The sequence below is a fragment of the Pseudomonas sp. Pdm06 genome (assembly GCF_014851795.1).
In the GTDB taxonomy this organism is placed as follows: domain Bacteria; phylum Pseudomonadota; class Gammaproteobacteria; order Pseudomonadales; family Pseudomonadaceae; genus Aquipseudomonas; species Aquipseudomonas fluorescens_AA.
Genome location: NZ_JACVAH010000026.1, coordinates 1 through 15498, shown reverse-complemented (window position 1 = coordinate 15498; position 15498 = coordinate 1). Strand labels below are relative to the sequence as shown.

Genomic DNA, 15498 nt, shown 5'->3' with positions numbered 1-15498 from the left:
ATCGAGTCCTTGGCGGTCAGGTCCGCGCCCTGGAACAGGGGCAGCACCACGTAGGCCAGGAAGAAGAAAATCAGCGTAATGGCCGCCAGGACGGCGAGTCCGCCGACCAGCACGTACCAGCGGGTCAGGCGATCCTTGAGCGCGCGGATGCGGCGCTTGCGTTGCAACTCAGGCGTATTGAAATCAATGCGCTTGGGAGGGGAAGTCGTAGTCATTGTGGAGTTGGCCAGATCATTCATGCGCACACCCTAGCGATCCTGTATGACAGAAAGATGACAGTGAAGTGACGCAACAAATCCGCCGCCAGCTAGAAGCGGCAGCGGAGAGAAAATTCGTGTCTGTGGGAGCGGGCTTGCTCGCGAAGGGGCCAGCGCATTCGACATGGATGCCGACTGATCCACCGCATTTGCGAGCAAGCCCGCTCCCACAGAGAGCCCGGGCGTTGGCCCGGGCTCAGGTATTACTGCTTGGCGACGTTGCCGCCTTCCTGCAGACCCAGGTCAGCCAGTGCCTTGGCGGCGACTTTGGCAGGTACCGGGATGTAGCCGTCCTTGACCACGACTTCCTGGCCTTGCTTGGACAGGATCAGCTTCACGAATTCGGCTTCCAGCGGGGCCAGAGGCTTGTTCGGCGCCTTGTTGACGTAGACGTAGAGGAAACGCGACAGCGGGTACTTGCCGTTCAGGGCGTTTTCTTCGGTGTCTTCAATGAACTCGCCGCCTTCTTTCTTGGCCAGGGCAACGGTTTTCACGCTGGCGGTCTTGTAGCCGATACCCGAGTAGCCGATGCCGTTAAGCGAGCTGCTGATCGACTGCACAACCGAAGCCGAACCCGGCTGTTCGTTGACGTTTGGCTTGTAGTCGCCTTTGCACAAGGCTTCTTCCTTGAAGTAGCCGTAGGTGCCGGACACCGAGTTACGACCGAACAGTTGGACCGGCTTGTTGGCCAGGTCGCCGGTCACGCCCAGGTCGCCCCAGGTCTTGACGTCAGCCTTGGCGCCGCAGAGGCGAGTCGAGGAAAAAATGGCGTCGACCTGAGCCATGGTCAGGTGCTTGATCGGGTTGTCCTTATGCACGAATACGGCCAGGGCGTCCACGGCAACCGGAATAGCGGTTGGCTTGTAGCCGTACTTCTGTTCGAAGGCCTGCAGTTCGTTGTCCTTCATCTTGCGGCTCATCGGGCCCAGGTTGGCGGTGCCTTCGGTGAGCGCGGGCGGCGCGGTGGAGGAACCGGCGGCCTGAATCTGGATGTTTACGTTCGGGTATTCTTTCTTGTAGTTCTCGGCCCACAAGGTCATCAGGTTGGCCAGGGTATCGGAGCCGACGCTGGAGAGGTTGCCCGACACACCAGTGGTCTTGGTGTAGCTCGGGATCGCAGGGTCAACAGCGGCAACCGCGTTGGCAGTCGCAACGCCAGCAGCGACAAAAGTCATTGCCGCCATCAAACGCTTCAGTTTCATGCCTTACTCCTAGCAGAGAGGTGTGTTAAGTCGGCCAAGTATTGGTAAGCCGTGTGAACACTCTATGGCTGAAATATGACAATTGGATGAAAGGCCAGCATTGAGTTTTACAGGATGATTCATGCCGGCCCAATCGCGAGCAAGCTCGCTCCCACAGTGGATTTGCGGTGAACGCAGCCCTCTGTGGGAGCGAGCTTGCTCGCGATGAAGCCCGTGCAGTCAGCGAAAGATTCGGACCTAGCGCCCCTTCTTCCAGAGATAACCGCCCACAGCAATCCCGATACAGCAGATCACCGCCACGTAATAGGCCGGTCCCAGCGGGCTTTCCTTGAGCAGCAGGGTAACGATCATCGGGGTCAGGCCGCCGAAGATGGCGTACGCCAGGTTGTAGGAGAACGACAGGCCGCTGAAGCGCACCACGGCCGGGAACGCCTTGACCATGACGTAAGGCACCGCGCCGATGGTGCCCACCAGCAGGCCGCTCAGCGCATAGAGCGGGAATAGCCAGTCGGGGTGGTCGAACAGGCTGTGATAAAAGGTCCAAGAGGTGATCAGCAGCAACGCGCTACCGAAGACAAATACCCGCCCGGCGCCGAAGCGGTCGGCCAGCACGCCGGAGCCGATGCAACCAAAGCTCAGGAACACGATCGCCAGGCTGTTGGCCTGCAACGCGGTGGTCGGGCTGAAGTGGTAAACGGTCTGCAACACCGTCGGGGTCATCAGGATGATTACGATGATGCCGGCCGACAGCAGCCAGGTCAGCAGCATCGAAATCGCGATGGCGCCGCGATGATCGCGCAGCACGGCCCGCAGCGGTATTTCCTCGGCCAGGGCCTTGCGCAGTTGCAGCTCGGCGAACACCGGGGTTTCGTGGAGCCAGCGGCGCAGGTACACCGAAAACAGACCGAACACACCGCCCAGCAGGAACGGGATCCGCCAGGCGTAATCCGCCACTTCCACCGGCGTATAAATGCTGTTGATGGCTGTGGCGACCAACGAACCCAACAAGATCCCCGCCGTCAGGCCGCAGGTCAGGGTGCCGCAGGCATAGCCGATGTGGCGCGCCGGAACATGTTCAGAAACGAAGACCCAGGCCCCCGGCACTTCCCCGCCGATGGCCGCGCCCTGGATCACCCGCATCAGCAACAGCAGGATGGGCGCCCACATGCCGATCTGCGCATAGGTGGGCAACAGGCCCATGATCAGGGTCGGCACAGCCATCATGAAAATGCTCAGGGTGAACATTTTCTTGCGCCCCAGCAGGTCGCCGAAGTGGGCCATGATGATCCCGCCCAGCGGCCGGGCCAGATAACCGGCGGCAAAAATGCCGAAGGTCTGCATCAGGCGCAGCCACTCAGGCATTTCGGCAGGAAAGAACAATTTGCCGACCACGGTGGCAAAGAACACGAAGATGATGAAATCGTAGAACTCCAGCGCACCGCCCAAAGCTGAAAGCGACAGGGTCTTGTAATCGTTGCGGGTCAGTGGACGTGCCGGTTGTGCGGGCGTCGCCGTGCTCGAAGGCGCAGTGGTCATGGCAAGGGCTTCTCTTATAGTCAATTCTGCAACCCTGGCAATACGGGTTGGGGCCTGGGCAGGTCCGGCACGATAGCAAATTGTTCGAAAAAGCACATAGAGGCGCGTATTTGATAGTCGAAATCAGAACCGAGTGGTCGTCTCGACGTCTATCGCCCGATATACTCGCAACCTTGCAGTACTCTGTAAGGGGTTGCTGTGCGAAAACGTCGTTGGTGGCGTATTACCAGAACCAGCCGGTTTCGCAGAGTTTCCCTTTGGCACGCCTTTACGAAAAACGTGACGAACGCAGTATGTTCGGGCTGAATCGTTTTTTTCAAAGACGGCTATTCACCTGAAGTACCAGACAGCGTTACGGGTCAGAGGCCCCCCGGCATGATAGAGCTCGAACAAGAAGATCCAATCCCGCAAGGCGACCTGGCCCTGCAAATCACCGCGCTCCCTCGCGAGACCAACGGCTTCGGCGATATTTTCGGTGGCTGGCTGGTGTCCCAGATGGACCTGGCCGGCACCGCCATGGCCAGCAAAGTGGCCGGCGGACGCGTGGCCACCGTGGCGATCGATCGCATGGCGTTCCTGGTGCCGGTGGCGGTGGGTGCGCAGCTTTCCTTTTATACCCAGGCGCTGGAAATCGGCCGCAGCTCGATCCAGATGATGGTCGAGGTCTGGAGCGACGACCCGCTGTCCAGTGAATGGCGCAAGGTGACCGAGGCGGTCTTTGTCTTTGTCGCCATCGACGGCAGCGGTCGTACCCGCTCGGTTCCGCCGCGCGCCCGTTAAACACGGCGGCCGTTTTGCGGTCCATTGCAGTCCCTGTTCCCGAGCGAGATTTGCAACATGCCTACGCCCAACGTCGAAGCGGTCAAACTGGATGAACTGAACGCCTGGCGCATCCGTCACGGTCAGGCCGAGTTGCTGGTGGCCCAGCAAGGCGCGCACATCCTCAGTTATCAAGTGGACGGCCAGCCGCCACTGATCTGGCTCAACGACCAGGCCACGTTCAAGGCTGGCAAGAGCATCCGCGCGGGCGTGCCGGTGTGCTGGCCGTGGTTCGGCAACCTGACGCGCAACCCCGACAGCGTACAGGCTATGCGCGTGAGCGACGCCCCCGCCACGGCCCACGGCCTGGTGCGGGCGATGGATTGGGAATTGAAGGGCATCGAAGCCGAAGGCGAAAGCCTCAAGGTGGAATTCGTGCTGCCTTACCCTGAAAACGGCCTCTCGGGCTGGCCTCACCAGGTGGACCTGACGCTGACCATCGTGATGGACGAGCAGTTGCACATCCGCCTCACCAGCCATAACCGTGGCAGCGAAACCGTCAGCCTCAGCCAGGCGCTGCACAGCTATTTTGCCGTGAGCGACGTGCGCAACGTGCAGGTCGAAGGGGTGGATGGCTTGAGCTACATCGAGACCCTGGACGACTGGAACACCCACACCCAGGCCGGCGACCTGAAATTTGCCAGCGAGACCGACCGCATCTACCTCGACACCCCGCCGACGCTGAGCATCATTGACCCGCACTGGGAACGACGGATCGAACTGACCAGCAGCGGTTCGCGCTCGGCGGTGATCTGGAACCCCTGGACCGAACGCGCCAAGGCCTTCAGCGACATGGCCGACGATGGCTGGCAGCGCATGTTGTGCATCGAGACGGCGAATGTGATGGACGACGTGGTGACGTTGTTGCCGCAGGCCAGCCATACCCTTGGCGTAAGCATCTGCAGCAAGCCCGCTCCCACAAGATTTGCAGGTCAAGCCAACCAGCCGGTTACAAATCCGCCTCCTGCACCACCCTCACCTTCTCCGCCTCCAGCGCATACGCCGCACTCGCCAGGTCGTTGTCGACCTTTTCGATCTTCAGCGTGCCCGTCACCCAGAGCGGCGTGTAGATGTCGTCCAGCTTCAGGCCCTTGGGATAGCGCACCAGCACCAATTGGTTAGGCGGCGGTGGCGGGACGTGGATGCAGGCGCCAGGGTAGGGCACCAGGAAAAACAGCGTGCTGCGGCCCTTGGCGTCGGTTTCCAGCGGCACCGGGTAACCGCCGATGCGGATGTGCTTGTCGTTCATCGCCGCCACGGTCTTGGTCGAATACATCACCGCCGGCAAGCCCTTGCTTTGTTTCAGGCCGCCTTTTTCAGTGAAGGTGCCGTTGGCTTCCGGGGAGTTGTGGTCGATCTCGGGCATGGCCTCGAGGGCTTTCTGGTCCGACTTGGGCATCAGTTCGAGCCAGTCGGTTTCCGGCAACTCGGCGGCATGGGCCAGGCCACTGCCCAGCAGAAGAAGGGTCAATACTAGACGGCGCATGAAAGGGCTCGGCAATGAATGAAAAGTGAAACGCCGAGCATTCTAGCCCCCTCTGCTCGCCACGCGGAGAGGGCCTTGCTGCATTTGGATCAGTTTCTTTTGATCAGGCCGTAGATCACCAGCAACACGATCGCGCCCACCAGGGCACCGATGAAACCTGCGCCTTGGCCGGCCTGGTAGATGCCCAAGGCCTGGCCGCCGTAAGTGGCCGCCAACGAACCGCCGATACCGAGCAGGATGGTCATGATCCAGCCCATGCTGTCATCGCCCGGTTTCAGGAAGCGCGCCAGCAGGCCAACGATCAAGCCGATAAAGATGGTTCCGATGATTCCCATGGCATTTCCCCTCTCATTGAGTCGCTAAGCCAAAGCCCGGTCAGGCTTTGGCACTTAGCCATGAGAAAGATTAGCCGACGAATGGTTCCACCGCCGTTCCAGATTATTGTTCGGCGATCAGCGCCTCGACCTTGATGATCTGCTGGGCCAGCGTGGCCCGGTCAGCGCAGCGCAGGTTGGCGTGACCGACCTTGCGCCCGACCTTGAACGCCTTGCCATAGTGATGCAAATGGCAGTCGGCAATCGCCAGGACCTTGTCGCTGTCCGGGACCTTGCCGATGAAATTGAGCATCGCGCTTTCACCGACCTTGGCGGTCGACCCCAGTGGCAGCCCGGCCACCGCCCGCAGGTGGTTTTCGAACTGGCTGCACTCGGCGCCTTCGGTGGTCCAGTGCCCGGAGTTGTGTACCCGCGGTGCGATTTCGTTGGCCTTGAGGCCGCCGTCCACCTCGAAGAACTCGAACGCCATCACGCCGACATAGTCCAGTTGCTTGAGCACCCGGCTGGAGTAGTCCTCGGCCAGGGCCTGCAACGGATGATCGGTGCTGGCGACGGACAGCTTGAGGATGCCGTCCTTGTGGGTGTTGTGCACCAGCGGATAGAAGCGGATTTCACCGTCGCGGGCACGCACGGCGATCAGCGAGACTTCCCCGGTGAACGGCACGAAACCTTCCAGCAGGCAGGCCACGCTGCCAAGCTCGGCAAACGTACCGACCACGTCTTCAGGCTTGCGCAGGACTTTCTGGCCCTTGCCGTCGTAACCCAGGGTACGGGTCTTGAGCACGGCGGGCAGGCCGATGGCGGCGACAGCCGCGTCCAGGTCGGCCTGGGACTGAATGTCGGCGAAGGCCGGCGTGGGGATGCCCAGGTCCTTGAACATGTTCTTTTCGAACCAGCGGTCACGGGCGATCCGCAAGGCTTCAGCGCTCGGGTAGACCGGGACGAACTGGGACAGGAAGGCCACGGTTTCGGCCGGGACGCTTTCGAATTCGAAGGTCACCAGATCGACTTCATCGGCCAGTTGGCGCAGGTGATCCTGGTCGCCGTAGTCGGCCCGCAGGTGTTCACCCAGCGCCGCGGCACAGGCGTCAGGCGCCGGGTCCAGGAAAGCGAAGTTCATCCCCAGCGGCGTACCTGCCAGGGCCAACATGCGACCCAACTGGCCGCCACCGATTACACCGATCTTCATTCGTCAACAACCTCAGGCAATGCGTGGGTCTGGATTGTCCAGGACGCTGTCTGTCTGCTCAGCGCGGAATTTTTTCAGCACGGTATGAAACTGTGGATGCTTGGCGCCCAGGATGCTCGCCGACAGCAGGGCCGCGTTGATCGCACCGGCCTTGCCGATGGCCAGGGTCGCGACCGGGATACCGGCCGGCATCTGCACGATCGACAGCAACGAGTCGACGCCCGAGAGCATCGACGACTGGACCGGCACGCCCAGCACCGGCAGGTGGGTCTTGGCCGCGCACATGCCCGGCAGGTGGGCCGCGCCACCGGCACCGGCGATGATCACCTCGATGCCACGTGCCTCGGCCTCTTCGGCGTACTGGAACAGCAGGTCCGGGGTACGGTGGGCGGAGACCACTTTCACCTCGTAAGGGATGCCGAGCTTTTCCAGCATATCGGCGGTGTGGCTAAGGGTGGACCAATCGGACTTGGAGCCCATGATCACGCCAACCAGTGCACTCATCGTCGTGCCTCTTCTCTCTGGGCGCCCGCAGGCGCGTCAAAAAACAACAAGCCACGCAGGAAACCGGCGTGGCTTGTTGTACGAATTATGGCCGGGCGAACCGACCGAAGGCCGGGCAGTATACCGAAAATGGTGCGTTAAACGCACTTTCGCCGACCATCTGTCATTTGGGGTGAAGTGGCGGTTTTATTGACTCGCAGGTCAGCGAGGGAACAACCTAAATCCCCTGTGGGGGGGTCCGTTATTGTCAGACCCCGGCCACACCCTGCGCCGCACCGCCCTCGAGCTTGCGCCACAGCAACCGCACATTGGCCTTGCGCACCAGGGCGCAGCGGTACAGGCGGATCTCCAGGGGCACGTGCCATTGCGTGCCACCGCAGATCACCAGTTCGCCCCGGGCCAGTTCGGCGCGTACGCTCAGGTGCGGCACCCAGGCGATGCCCAGGCCTTCCAGGGCCATGCTTTTCAGGCTGTCGGCCATGGCCGTCTCGTAGATCGTGGTGAACCGCAGCGCCCGCTGGCGCAACAACTGGTTGACCGAACGCCCGAGGAACGCCCCGGCGCTGTAGGCCAGCAGCGGCACGCTGGCCTCGCCTTCAAGGTCGAACAGCGGGTTGCCGTTGGCATCGGCGGCGCACACCGGGAGCATTTCGGTCTGGCCCAGGTGCAGCGACGGGAAGATCTCCGGGTCCATCTGCATGGCCGAATCCGGATCGTAGAAGGCCAGCATCAAATCACAGCCACCTTCACGCAGGGCGTGGACAGCGTCACCGACGTTGGTCGCCACCAGCCGCGTGGCGATGTTCATCCCTTCGTTGCGCAGTTGCGCGATCCAACGGGGGAAGAAGCCCAGCGCCAGGGAGTGGGCGGCGGCCACTTGGATGACTTCGCCCTGCCCGCCTTCCAGGTGATGCAAATGGCGCAGCACTTCGCCCAATTGCTCCACCACGGTACGTGCCGTCACCAGGAACAACTGCCCCGCCGCCGTCAGCTCGACGGGTGTACGGGAGCGGTTGACCAGGGTCAGCCCCAGCGCAGCCTCAAGGCTGCGAATTCGCCGGCTGAATGCCGGTTGCGTCACGAAACGCCGCTCGGCCGCCTGGGAGAAACTGCGGGTCGCGGCCAGGGCACTGAAGTCCTCGAGCCATTTGCTTTCAAGATTCATCACGTCCTCCCCTACATGCACCAAAACAGGTCACACGTTCGCCGCACCGTCGGCGTCACACCGGCATTATGCCGAATATGCATAGGCCAGTGTTTAACAGCATTGGCCCTATTTTTTCCCAGAGCCTAGGATCCACAGCGTTCCGGCTCAGACCGGGTCCTTATCGAGATGATTTCCGTCATGTCCTCCGCTGCATCATTCCGCACAGAAAAAGACCTGCTTGGCGTACTCGAAGTACCAGCGCAAGCGTATTACGGCATCCAGACCCTACGAGCGGTAAACAACTTCCGTCTCTCCGGCGTCCCGATCTCGCATTACCCCAAGCTGGTGGTCGGTCTGGCAATGGTCAAACAGGCCGCCGCTGACGCCAACCGCGAACTGGGGCAGCTCAGCGAAGCCAAGCACGCCGCCATCAGCGAAGCCTGTGCACGATTGATCCGCGGCGACTTCCACGAAGAATTCGTGGTGGACATGATCCAGGGCGGCGCCGGCACGTCGACCAACATGAATGCCAACGAAGTCATCGCCAACATCGCGTTGGAGGCCATGGGCCACCAGAAAGGCGAGTACCAGTACCTGCACCCCAACAACGACGTGAACATGGCGCAGTCCACCAACGACGCCTACCCGACCGCGATCCGCCTGGGTCTGCTGCTGGGTCACGACGCGTTGCTGGCCAGCCTCGATAGCCTGATCCAGGCGTTCGCGGCCAAGGGCGAAGAATTCAGCCACGTCCTGAAAATGGGCCGCACCCAGCTGCAGGATGCCGTGCCGATGACCCTCGGCCAGGAATTCCGCGCCTTCGCCACCACCCTGAGCGAAGACCTGGCACGCCTGAAAACCCTGGCGCCTGAACTGCTCACCGAAGTGAACCTGGGCGGCACCGCCATCGGCACCGGTATCAACGCCGATCCGCGCTACCAGGCCCTGGCCGTGCAGCGCCTGGCGACCATCAGCGGCCAGCCGCTGGTTCCGGCCGCCGACCTGATCGAAGCCACCTCCGACATGGGCGCCTTCGTGCTGTTCTCCGGCATGCTCAAGCGCACCGCAGTCAAGCTGTCGAAGATCTGCAACGACCTGCGCCTGCTGTCCAGCGGCCCACGCACCGGCATCAACGAAATCAACCTGCCAGCCCGCCAGCCAGGCAGCTCGATCATGCCCGGCAAGGTCAACCCGGTGATCCCGGAAGCGGTCAACCAGGTGGCATTCCAAATCATCGGCAACGACCTGGCCCTGACCATCGCGGCCGAAGGCGGCCAACTGCAACTGAACGTGATGGAGCCGCTGATCGCCTTCAAGATCTTCGACTCGATCCGCCTGCTGCAACGGGCCATGGACATGCTGCGCGAGCACTGCATCGTCGGCATCACCGCCAACGAAGCGCGCTGCCGTGAACTGGTCGAGCACTCGATCGGCCTGGTCACCGCCCTGAACCCGTACATCGGCTATGAAAACGCCACCCGCATCGCCCGTGTTGCCCTGGAAAGTGGCCGCGGCGTGCTGGAACTGGTGCGCGAAGAAGGCTTGCTCGACGACGCCATGCTCGACGACATCCTGCGCCCGGAAAACATGATTGCTCCGCGTCTGGTCCCGCTCAAAGCGTGATCGACACGGCCACCGCTCACCAGGTCGAGGGACTAGACACCTCTCACCTTTTGAGGGCTTGGGGATCTTCCCCAAGCCCTTTTTTTAATTGATAGCAGCCAAGGATGACCGAACCTGTGGGAAGGAACCTGCTCGCGATAAACGACGACGCGCTGCCCGTTGTAAACCGTGTCGCCAGCCAACGCGAGCAGGCTCGTCCCCACAAGAACCTGACCGTAAGGCCAGGTGTTTCAACGGGTCCGCTTCGTCGGACGCACCACAACTGTGCAGACGGGCACCGCACTGATAGGTATAGTGCCGCCCCTCTTCGCATGAGCGGTCGTCCGCAACGAGACCCTTAAACATGCGAAAACCGAACTAATAACAAACCCGCGAAAATGGACCGGGACGAAACTTCGCCTCACCTGTCGGGCCGCGCGCCGACCGATGTAACGCGATATTTCCAAATGGCCAGCATTTGCTTAAACAAAAAACAGCGAGGAATACTCATGCTCGAAGTCATCAACGACTTCCTATCAGGGAAAGTGCTGATCGTGCTCATTGTCGGGCTCGGTGGCTACTTCACGATCCGCTCGCGTTTCGTCCAGTTCCGTCACTTCTTCCACATGTTCACGGTGTTCCGTGACAGCCTGAAAAGCAGCACTGACCAGCTCAGTTCCTTCCAGGCCCTGATGCTCAGCCTGGCCGGTCGTGTCGGCGCGGGCAACATCGCCGGTGTCGGCATCGCCGTGACCCTCGGTGGGCCTGGTGCGGTGTTCTGGATGTGGGTAACCGCCCTGGTCGGTATGTCCAGCAGCTTCTTCGAGTGCTCCCTCGGCCAGCTCTACAAGCGCTGCGACTCCGAAGGCCAGTACCGTGGCGGCCCGTCCTATTACATCCAGCACGGCCTGCAGAAACGCTGGTTGGGCATGATCATGGCGTTCCTGCTGCTGGTCACCTTCGGCTTCGCCTTCAACGGCCTGCAAGCCCACGCGGTCACCCATTCCCTGAACAACGCCTTCGGCCTCGACACCACTTACACAGGCCTGGGCCTGGCCGTGCTGCTGGGCCTGGTGTTCATCGGTGGGATCAAGCGTATCGCCAAGGTTGCCGACCTGCTGGTACCGGTCAAGACCCTGGTGTACATCGGCGTGACCATCTACGTGATCGTGCTGCAGTTCGACCACGTACCGGCCATGCTGGCGACCATCGTCAAAAGCGCCTTCGGCCTGGACCCGGCCTTTGGCGGCCTGATCGGCAGCGCCATCGTCATGGGCGTCAAGCGTGGCGTCTTCGCCAACGAAGCCGGCCTGGGCAGTGCGCCTAACGTGGCCGCCGTCGCGTCGGTCGAGCACCCGGTAGCCCAGGGTGTGGTCCAGGCGTTCAGCGTGTTCCTGGACACCTTCGTGATCTGCACCTGCACCGCGCTGCTGATCCTGCTGTCGGGTTTCTACACCCCGGGTTTCGAAGGCGACGGCATTGCCCTGACCCAGAACTCCCTGGCAGCCGTGGTCGGTGACTGGGGCCGGATGTTCATCTCCGTGGCCCTGGCGTTGTTCGTCTTCACTTCGATCCTCTACAACTACTATCTGGGCGAGAACAACCTGCGCTTCATGCTCGGGGAGAACCGCAAGGCACTGATCGCCTACCGCGCGCTGGTGTTGGTCCTGATTTTCTGGGGCGCCATCGAAAACCTCAGCACCGTGTTCGCCTTCGCCGACATCACCATGACGCTGCTGGCGTTCGTGAACCTGATCGCGCTGTTCCTGCTGTTCAAGGTCGGCATGCGCATCCTGCGCGACTACGATGACCAGCGTTCGGCCGGCATCAAGGTTCCGGTCTTCGACTCCAGCAAGTTCCCGGACCTGGATCTGGACCGCAAGGCCTGGCCTGCCAACCCATCGGCGCCCGTTGCCCAGCCTGACGCCGCTTCGGCTGGCGTGACCGCAGCGCAACGCTGATCGGTAACAAGCTGCCTGGAAAAAACCGGACGCATCCCCTGCGTCCGGCGTGACACAACCTAAGGTCGGCGTCATGCTCGGCCTTATGTTGTGGCAGCGAAGTAAAGCTGCCGTTTTCGTCCTCGGAGAACAACCATGAACCCCTCGACCTACCCTGCCGCCCAGCACGTCATGGTGCTCTACACCGGCGGCACCATCGGCATGCAGGCCAGCGCCCACGGCCTGGCCCCGGCATCCGGTTTCGAAGCGCGGATGCGCGATTACCTGCACAGCCAACCCGAACTCGTCGTGCCGCAATGGCGCTTCCGGGAAATGTCGCCGTTGATCGACAGCGCCAACATGACCCCGGCCTATTGGCAGCAACTGCGCGAAGCGGTAGTCGATGCCGTGGACGTGCAGGGCTGCGACAGCGTACTGATCCTGCACGGCACCGACACCCTGGCCTACAGCGCGGCGGCGATGAGCTTCCAACTGCTGGGCCTGCATGCGCGGGTCTGCTTCACCGGCTCGATGCTGCCCGCCGGCGTGACCGACAGCGACGCCTGGGAAAACCTCAGCGGCGCCCTGGTCGCCCTCGGCCAGGGCCTGGCGCCGGGCGTGCACTTGTACTTCCACGGTGAGCTGTTGGCGCCGACCCGTTGCGCGAAGGTGCGCAGCTTCGGTCGTCATCCGTTCAAGCGCCTGGAACGCCAGGGCGGCGGCACCCCGGCGCCGACCCTGCCAACGCAGTTGAACTACAACCAGCCCAAGCGACTGGCGAACATCGCGGCGCTGCCGCTGTTTCCCGGCATCAGTGCACAGATCCTCGATGGCCTGCTGGGCAGCGGTATCCAGGGCCTGGTGCTGGAATGCTACGGCAGCGGCACCGGGCCGAGCGACAACCCGGCCTTCCTCGCCAGCCTCGAGCGGGCGCGGGACAGCGGCGTGGTGGTCGTGGCGGTGACCCAATGCCACGAAGGTGGCGTCGAGCTGGACGTGTATGAAGCCGGTAGCCGCTTGCGCGGTGTCGGCGTGCTGTCCGGCGGCGGCATGACCCGCGAGGCCGCGTTCGGCAAATTGCAGGCGTTGATCGGCGCTGGCCTGCCGGTGGAAGAGGTTCGGCGGCTGGTAGAGCTGGATCTGTGCGGCGAGCTTATCTGACACCCGGCAATCCCCTATGAGGGCAAACCTGTGGGAGCAAAGCTTGCTCGCGAAGAACGATGACGCGACCTTATTGTGGATTTGTGTCCACTGCGTCGCGAGCAAGCTTTGCTCCCACAGGCTCGCTCCCACATTGGGTGTTGTGTTGAGCTTCCGATTTTCATCCGGCATATAACTTGCTCCGTTTCCAGCTCCCCCAGGCTGGAAACGGACATGCTTCATTCCCACCTCACCACCCTCAACGCCGTCTCGCTGGTACTGAGCACCTTTAAAAGCGAAGGATTGCCCAGTGATGCCTTGTTGGCCGGCAGCGGCATCAGCGCGGCGGACCTGAGCCGGGCCGATACGCGCATCACCACCAACCAGGAGATGCAGGTCTGCGCCAACGCCGTGGCCCTCAAGCGCGACATCGGCCTGGAATTGGGCCTGCGCATGCACGTTTCGTCCTACGGCATGCTCGGCTATGCCCTGCTCACCAGTGCCACCTTAGGTGACGCTTTGCGCCTGGCGCTGCGCTATCCGGCGCTGTTGGGAACACTCTACGAGCTGAATCTGGACGACGATGGCGAGCACATCTGGTTCAGCGCCAGCGATTATCGGGAGAACCCGGCCCTGGCGGTGTTCAACGCCGAGTTCTGCATGGTTTCGCTGAAGGTGATCTGCAATGACCTCCTCGGCCATGCACTGCCGTTGCACGCTGCGCGCTTCGAACACCCGGCGCCCGATTACCAGGCGCGCTACACCGCGCTCTTCGACTGCCCGGTGCGCTTCGACAGCATCGATAACGCTTTCGCCTTCGACCGTCACTGGCTCGAGCAACCCTTGCCCCTGGCCGACCCCATCACCCATCACGCCATGGCCGAACGCTGTCGCCGGCAGAACACCGAATTCACCGGACGCCAAGCCTGGCTGGGACGGATCCGCCAGTTGCTCGACACCCAACTGGACGCCGCCCCCGGCCTGGAGGGCCTGGCCGAACAGATGAACTGCTCGGCGCGCACCTTGCGCCGCCACCTCAAGGACCTGGGCTGCAGCTACCAGGAGCTGCTGGACGAACTGCGCTTCGAGCGGGCCAAGCAGATGCTCTGCGAAGACCAATTGCCGATCTATCGAATCGCCGAACGACTGGGCTTCAGCGAAACCGCCAGCTTTCGCCATGCCTTCGTGCGCTGGAGCGGCGTGGCGCCCAGCCAGTTCAGGGCCTGATTAACCCGTGTGGGAGCAAGGCTTGCCCGCGATGGCGTCAGACCAGACACATCCTGCTCCAACATCCCAAGTCGGATCTACTTCTGCTGTCCTAGCCTTGAACAAAAGGACAGGTTAAGGATGATCACTTGTGACAACACGGCCTCACTCCCAACGGTTGCGTTCCGGACGTTATTCGCAGTCTGGACAAATCTATCTACTGACAGTGAATACGCACGACCGCGAGCCGCTTTTCGGCCGATTCGAGACAGGGCGCTTGGTGGTTGACGCCTTCCGAAAGGCTCAGGAGGAGCAATTTGCCCATTCGTTGGCCTGGGTGGTAATGCCGGACCATTTTCACTGGCTGATCGAACTACAGGGTATAGAACTCTCCAAGTTGATTGCGCGAACGAAGTCTCGGACCACGGTTGTCTGCAATCGACTGATGCAGCGGGAAGGAACGCTTTGGCAGGCAGGATTCCATGACCGGGCCATTCGCAAGGAGGAGGATCTGCAAACAGTCGCTCGATACATCGTGGCAAACCCGCTGCGAGCCGGTTTAGTTAAGAAAATAGGGGACTACCCATTGTGGGACGCGATATGGGTCTGATTCGATTCAAGCTGCGCCCATGATGGCCTCATCGCGGGCAAGCCTTGCTCCCACAGGGCAAGGCCTTGAGTGCTATGGGCATGGCTTGCTCACTCAGCAGCAGTAGCTGGAATGCCTGGGCATGGCTTGCTCACTCAACAGCAGTAGCTGGAATGCCTGGGCATGGCTTGCTCACTCAACAGCAGTAGCTGGAATGCCTGGGCATGGCTTGCTCACTCAGCAGCAGTAGCTGGAATACCTGGGCATGGCTTGCTCATTCAACAGCAGTAGCTGGAATGCCTGGGCATGGCTTGCTCACTCAACAGCAGCATCTGGAATGCCTGGGCATGGTTTGCTCACTCAACAGCAGCTGGAATGCCTGGGCATGGCTTGCTCACTCAACAGCAGTAGCTGGAATACCTGGGCATGGCTTGCTCACTCAACAGCAGTAGCTGGAATGCCTGGGCATGGCTTGCTCACTCAACAGCAGCATCTGGAATGCCTGGGCATGGCTTGCTCACTCAACAGCAGTAGCTGGAATGCCTG

Annotated in this window: 14 protein-coding genes and 1 pseudogene; 8 read left to right on the top strand and 7 right to left on the bottom strand. The window is 61.7% G+C overall.

Annotated features, from left to right (window positions below; all coding sequences use genetic code 11):
• Nucleotides 1–460: 460 nt before the first annotated feature.
• Together IB266_RS29530 and IB266_RS29525 are read right to left on the bottom strand one after the other, a co-directional pair.
• Nucleotides 461–1459 carry a phosphate ABC transporter substrate-binding protein PstS gene (locus IB266_RS29530; RefSeq protein ID WP_053127032.1) on the bottom strand — a complete coding sequence of 333 codons (999 nt, stop codon included), beginning with the start codon at nucleotides 1457–1459 and terminating at the stop codon, nucleotides 461–463.
• Between the two features lie 237 nt (nucleotides 1460–1696).
• Entirely contained in the window at nucleotides 1697–2995 is a 1299-nt protein-coding gene (locus tag IB266_RS29525; protein WP_192264175.1) for an MFS transporter, read from the bottom strand.
• Between the two features lie 375 nt (nucleotides 2996–3370).
• Between IB266_RS29525 and IB266_RS29520 the strand changes: the two genes are divergently transcribed.
• Nucleotides 3371–3775, top strand: a complete 405-nt coding sequence (locus IB266_RS29520) for an acyl-CoA thioesterase (protein ID WP_003177184.1) — start codon at nucleotides 3371–3373, stop codon at nucleotides 3773–3775.
• A 57-nt stretch (nucleotides 3776–3832) separates the two neighbouring features.
• Nucleotides 3833–4726 (top strand): annotated as a pseudogene (locus tag IB266_RS29515) (D-hexose-6-phosphate mutarotase); the annotation flags it as partial.
• A 37-nt stretch (nucleotides 4727–4763) separates the two neighbouring features.
• Here the strand turns inward: IB266_RS29515 and IB266_RS29510 are convergent.
• From IB266_RS29510 to IB266_RS29490, 5 genes are all read right to left on the bottom strand, one after another.
• Nucleotides 4764–5300 (bottom strand): DUF3299 domain-containing protein, encoded by a 537-nt coding sequence (locus tag IB266_RS29510; protein WP_013691991.1) that lies wholly within the window; start codon nucleotides 5298–5300, stop codon nucleotides 4764–4766.
• Between the two features lie 89 nt (nucleotides 5301–5389).
• Nucleotides 5390–5635, bottom strand: coding sequence for a GlsB/YeaQ/YmgE family stress response membrane protein (locus tag IB266_RS29505; protein ID WP_003187057.1), 246 nt, complete (start codon nucleotides 5633–5635; stop codon nucleotides 5390–5392).
• 103 nt (nucleotides 5636–5738) lie between these two features.
• The gene (locus IB266_RS29500; protein WP_092167679.1) at nucleotides 5739–6824 is read right to left on the bottom strand and encodes a 5-(carboxyamino)imidazole ribonucleotide synthase; all 1086 of its coding nucleotides are present in this window, start codon (nucleotides 6822–6824) and stop codon (nucleotides 5739–5741) included.
• A gap of 12 nt (nucleotides 6825–6836) precedes the next feature.
• Nucleotides 6837–7328, bottom strand: coding sequence for a 5-(carboxyamino)imidazole ribonucleotide mutase (purE, locus tag IB266_RS29495; RefSeq protein ID WP_003196369.1), 492 nt, complete (start codon nucleotides 7326–7328; stop codon nucleotides 6837–6839).
• Nucleotides 7329–7575: 247 nt separating this feature from the next.
• A complete protein-coding gene (locus IB266_RS29490; protein ID WP_192264172.1) occupies nucleotides 7576–8493 on the bottom strand; it encodes a LysR substrate-binding domain-containing protein in 918 nt (305 codons plus the stop codon).
• A 180-nt stretch (nucleotides 8494–8673) separates the two neighbouring features.
• On the opposite strand from IB266_RS29490, the gene aspA reads away from it, so the two are divergent.
• The 6 genes from aspA to IB266_RS30845 all read left to right on the top strand — a co-directional run.
• Nucleotides 8674–10098, top strand: coding sequence for an aspartate ammonia-lyase (aspA, locus tag IB266_RS29485; RefSeq protein ID WP_003196363.1), 1425 nt, complete (start codon nucleotides 8674–8676; stop codon nucleotides 10096–10098).
• A gap of 488 nt (nucleotides 10099–10586) precedes the next feature.
• Nucleotides 10587–12038 (top strand): alanine/glycine:cation symporter family protein, encoded by a 1452-nt coding sequence (locus IB266_RS29480; protein WP_192264170.1) that lies wholly within the window; start codon nucleotides 10587–10589, stop codon nucleotides 12036–12038.
• Between the two features lie 135 nt (nucleotides 12039–12173).
• Entirely contained in the window at nucleotides 12174–13178 is a 1005-nt protein-coding gene (locus IB266_RS29475; protein ID WP_192264168.1) for an asparaginase, read from the top strand.
• 213 nt (nucleotides 13179–13391) lie between these two features.
• Complete coding sequence (locus IB266_RS29470) at nucleotides 13392–14384, top strand: AraC family transcriptional regulator (RefSeq protein WP_192264164.1); 993 nt, start codon at nucleotides 13392–13394, stop codon at nucleotides 14382–14384.
• A gap of 130 nt (nucleotides 14385–14514) precedes the next feature.
• Entirely contained in the window at nucleotides 14515–14973 is a 459-nt protein-coding gene (locus IB266_RS29465) for an REP-associated tyrosine transposase (RefSeq protein WP_192264161.1), read from the top strand.
• Nucleotides 14974–15217: 244 nt separating this feature from the next.
• Nucleotides 15218–15498 (top strand): hypothetical protein (locus IB266_RS30845; RefSeq protein WP_225613689.1); only part of this gene is annotated, 281 nt, incomplete at its 3' end.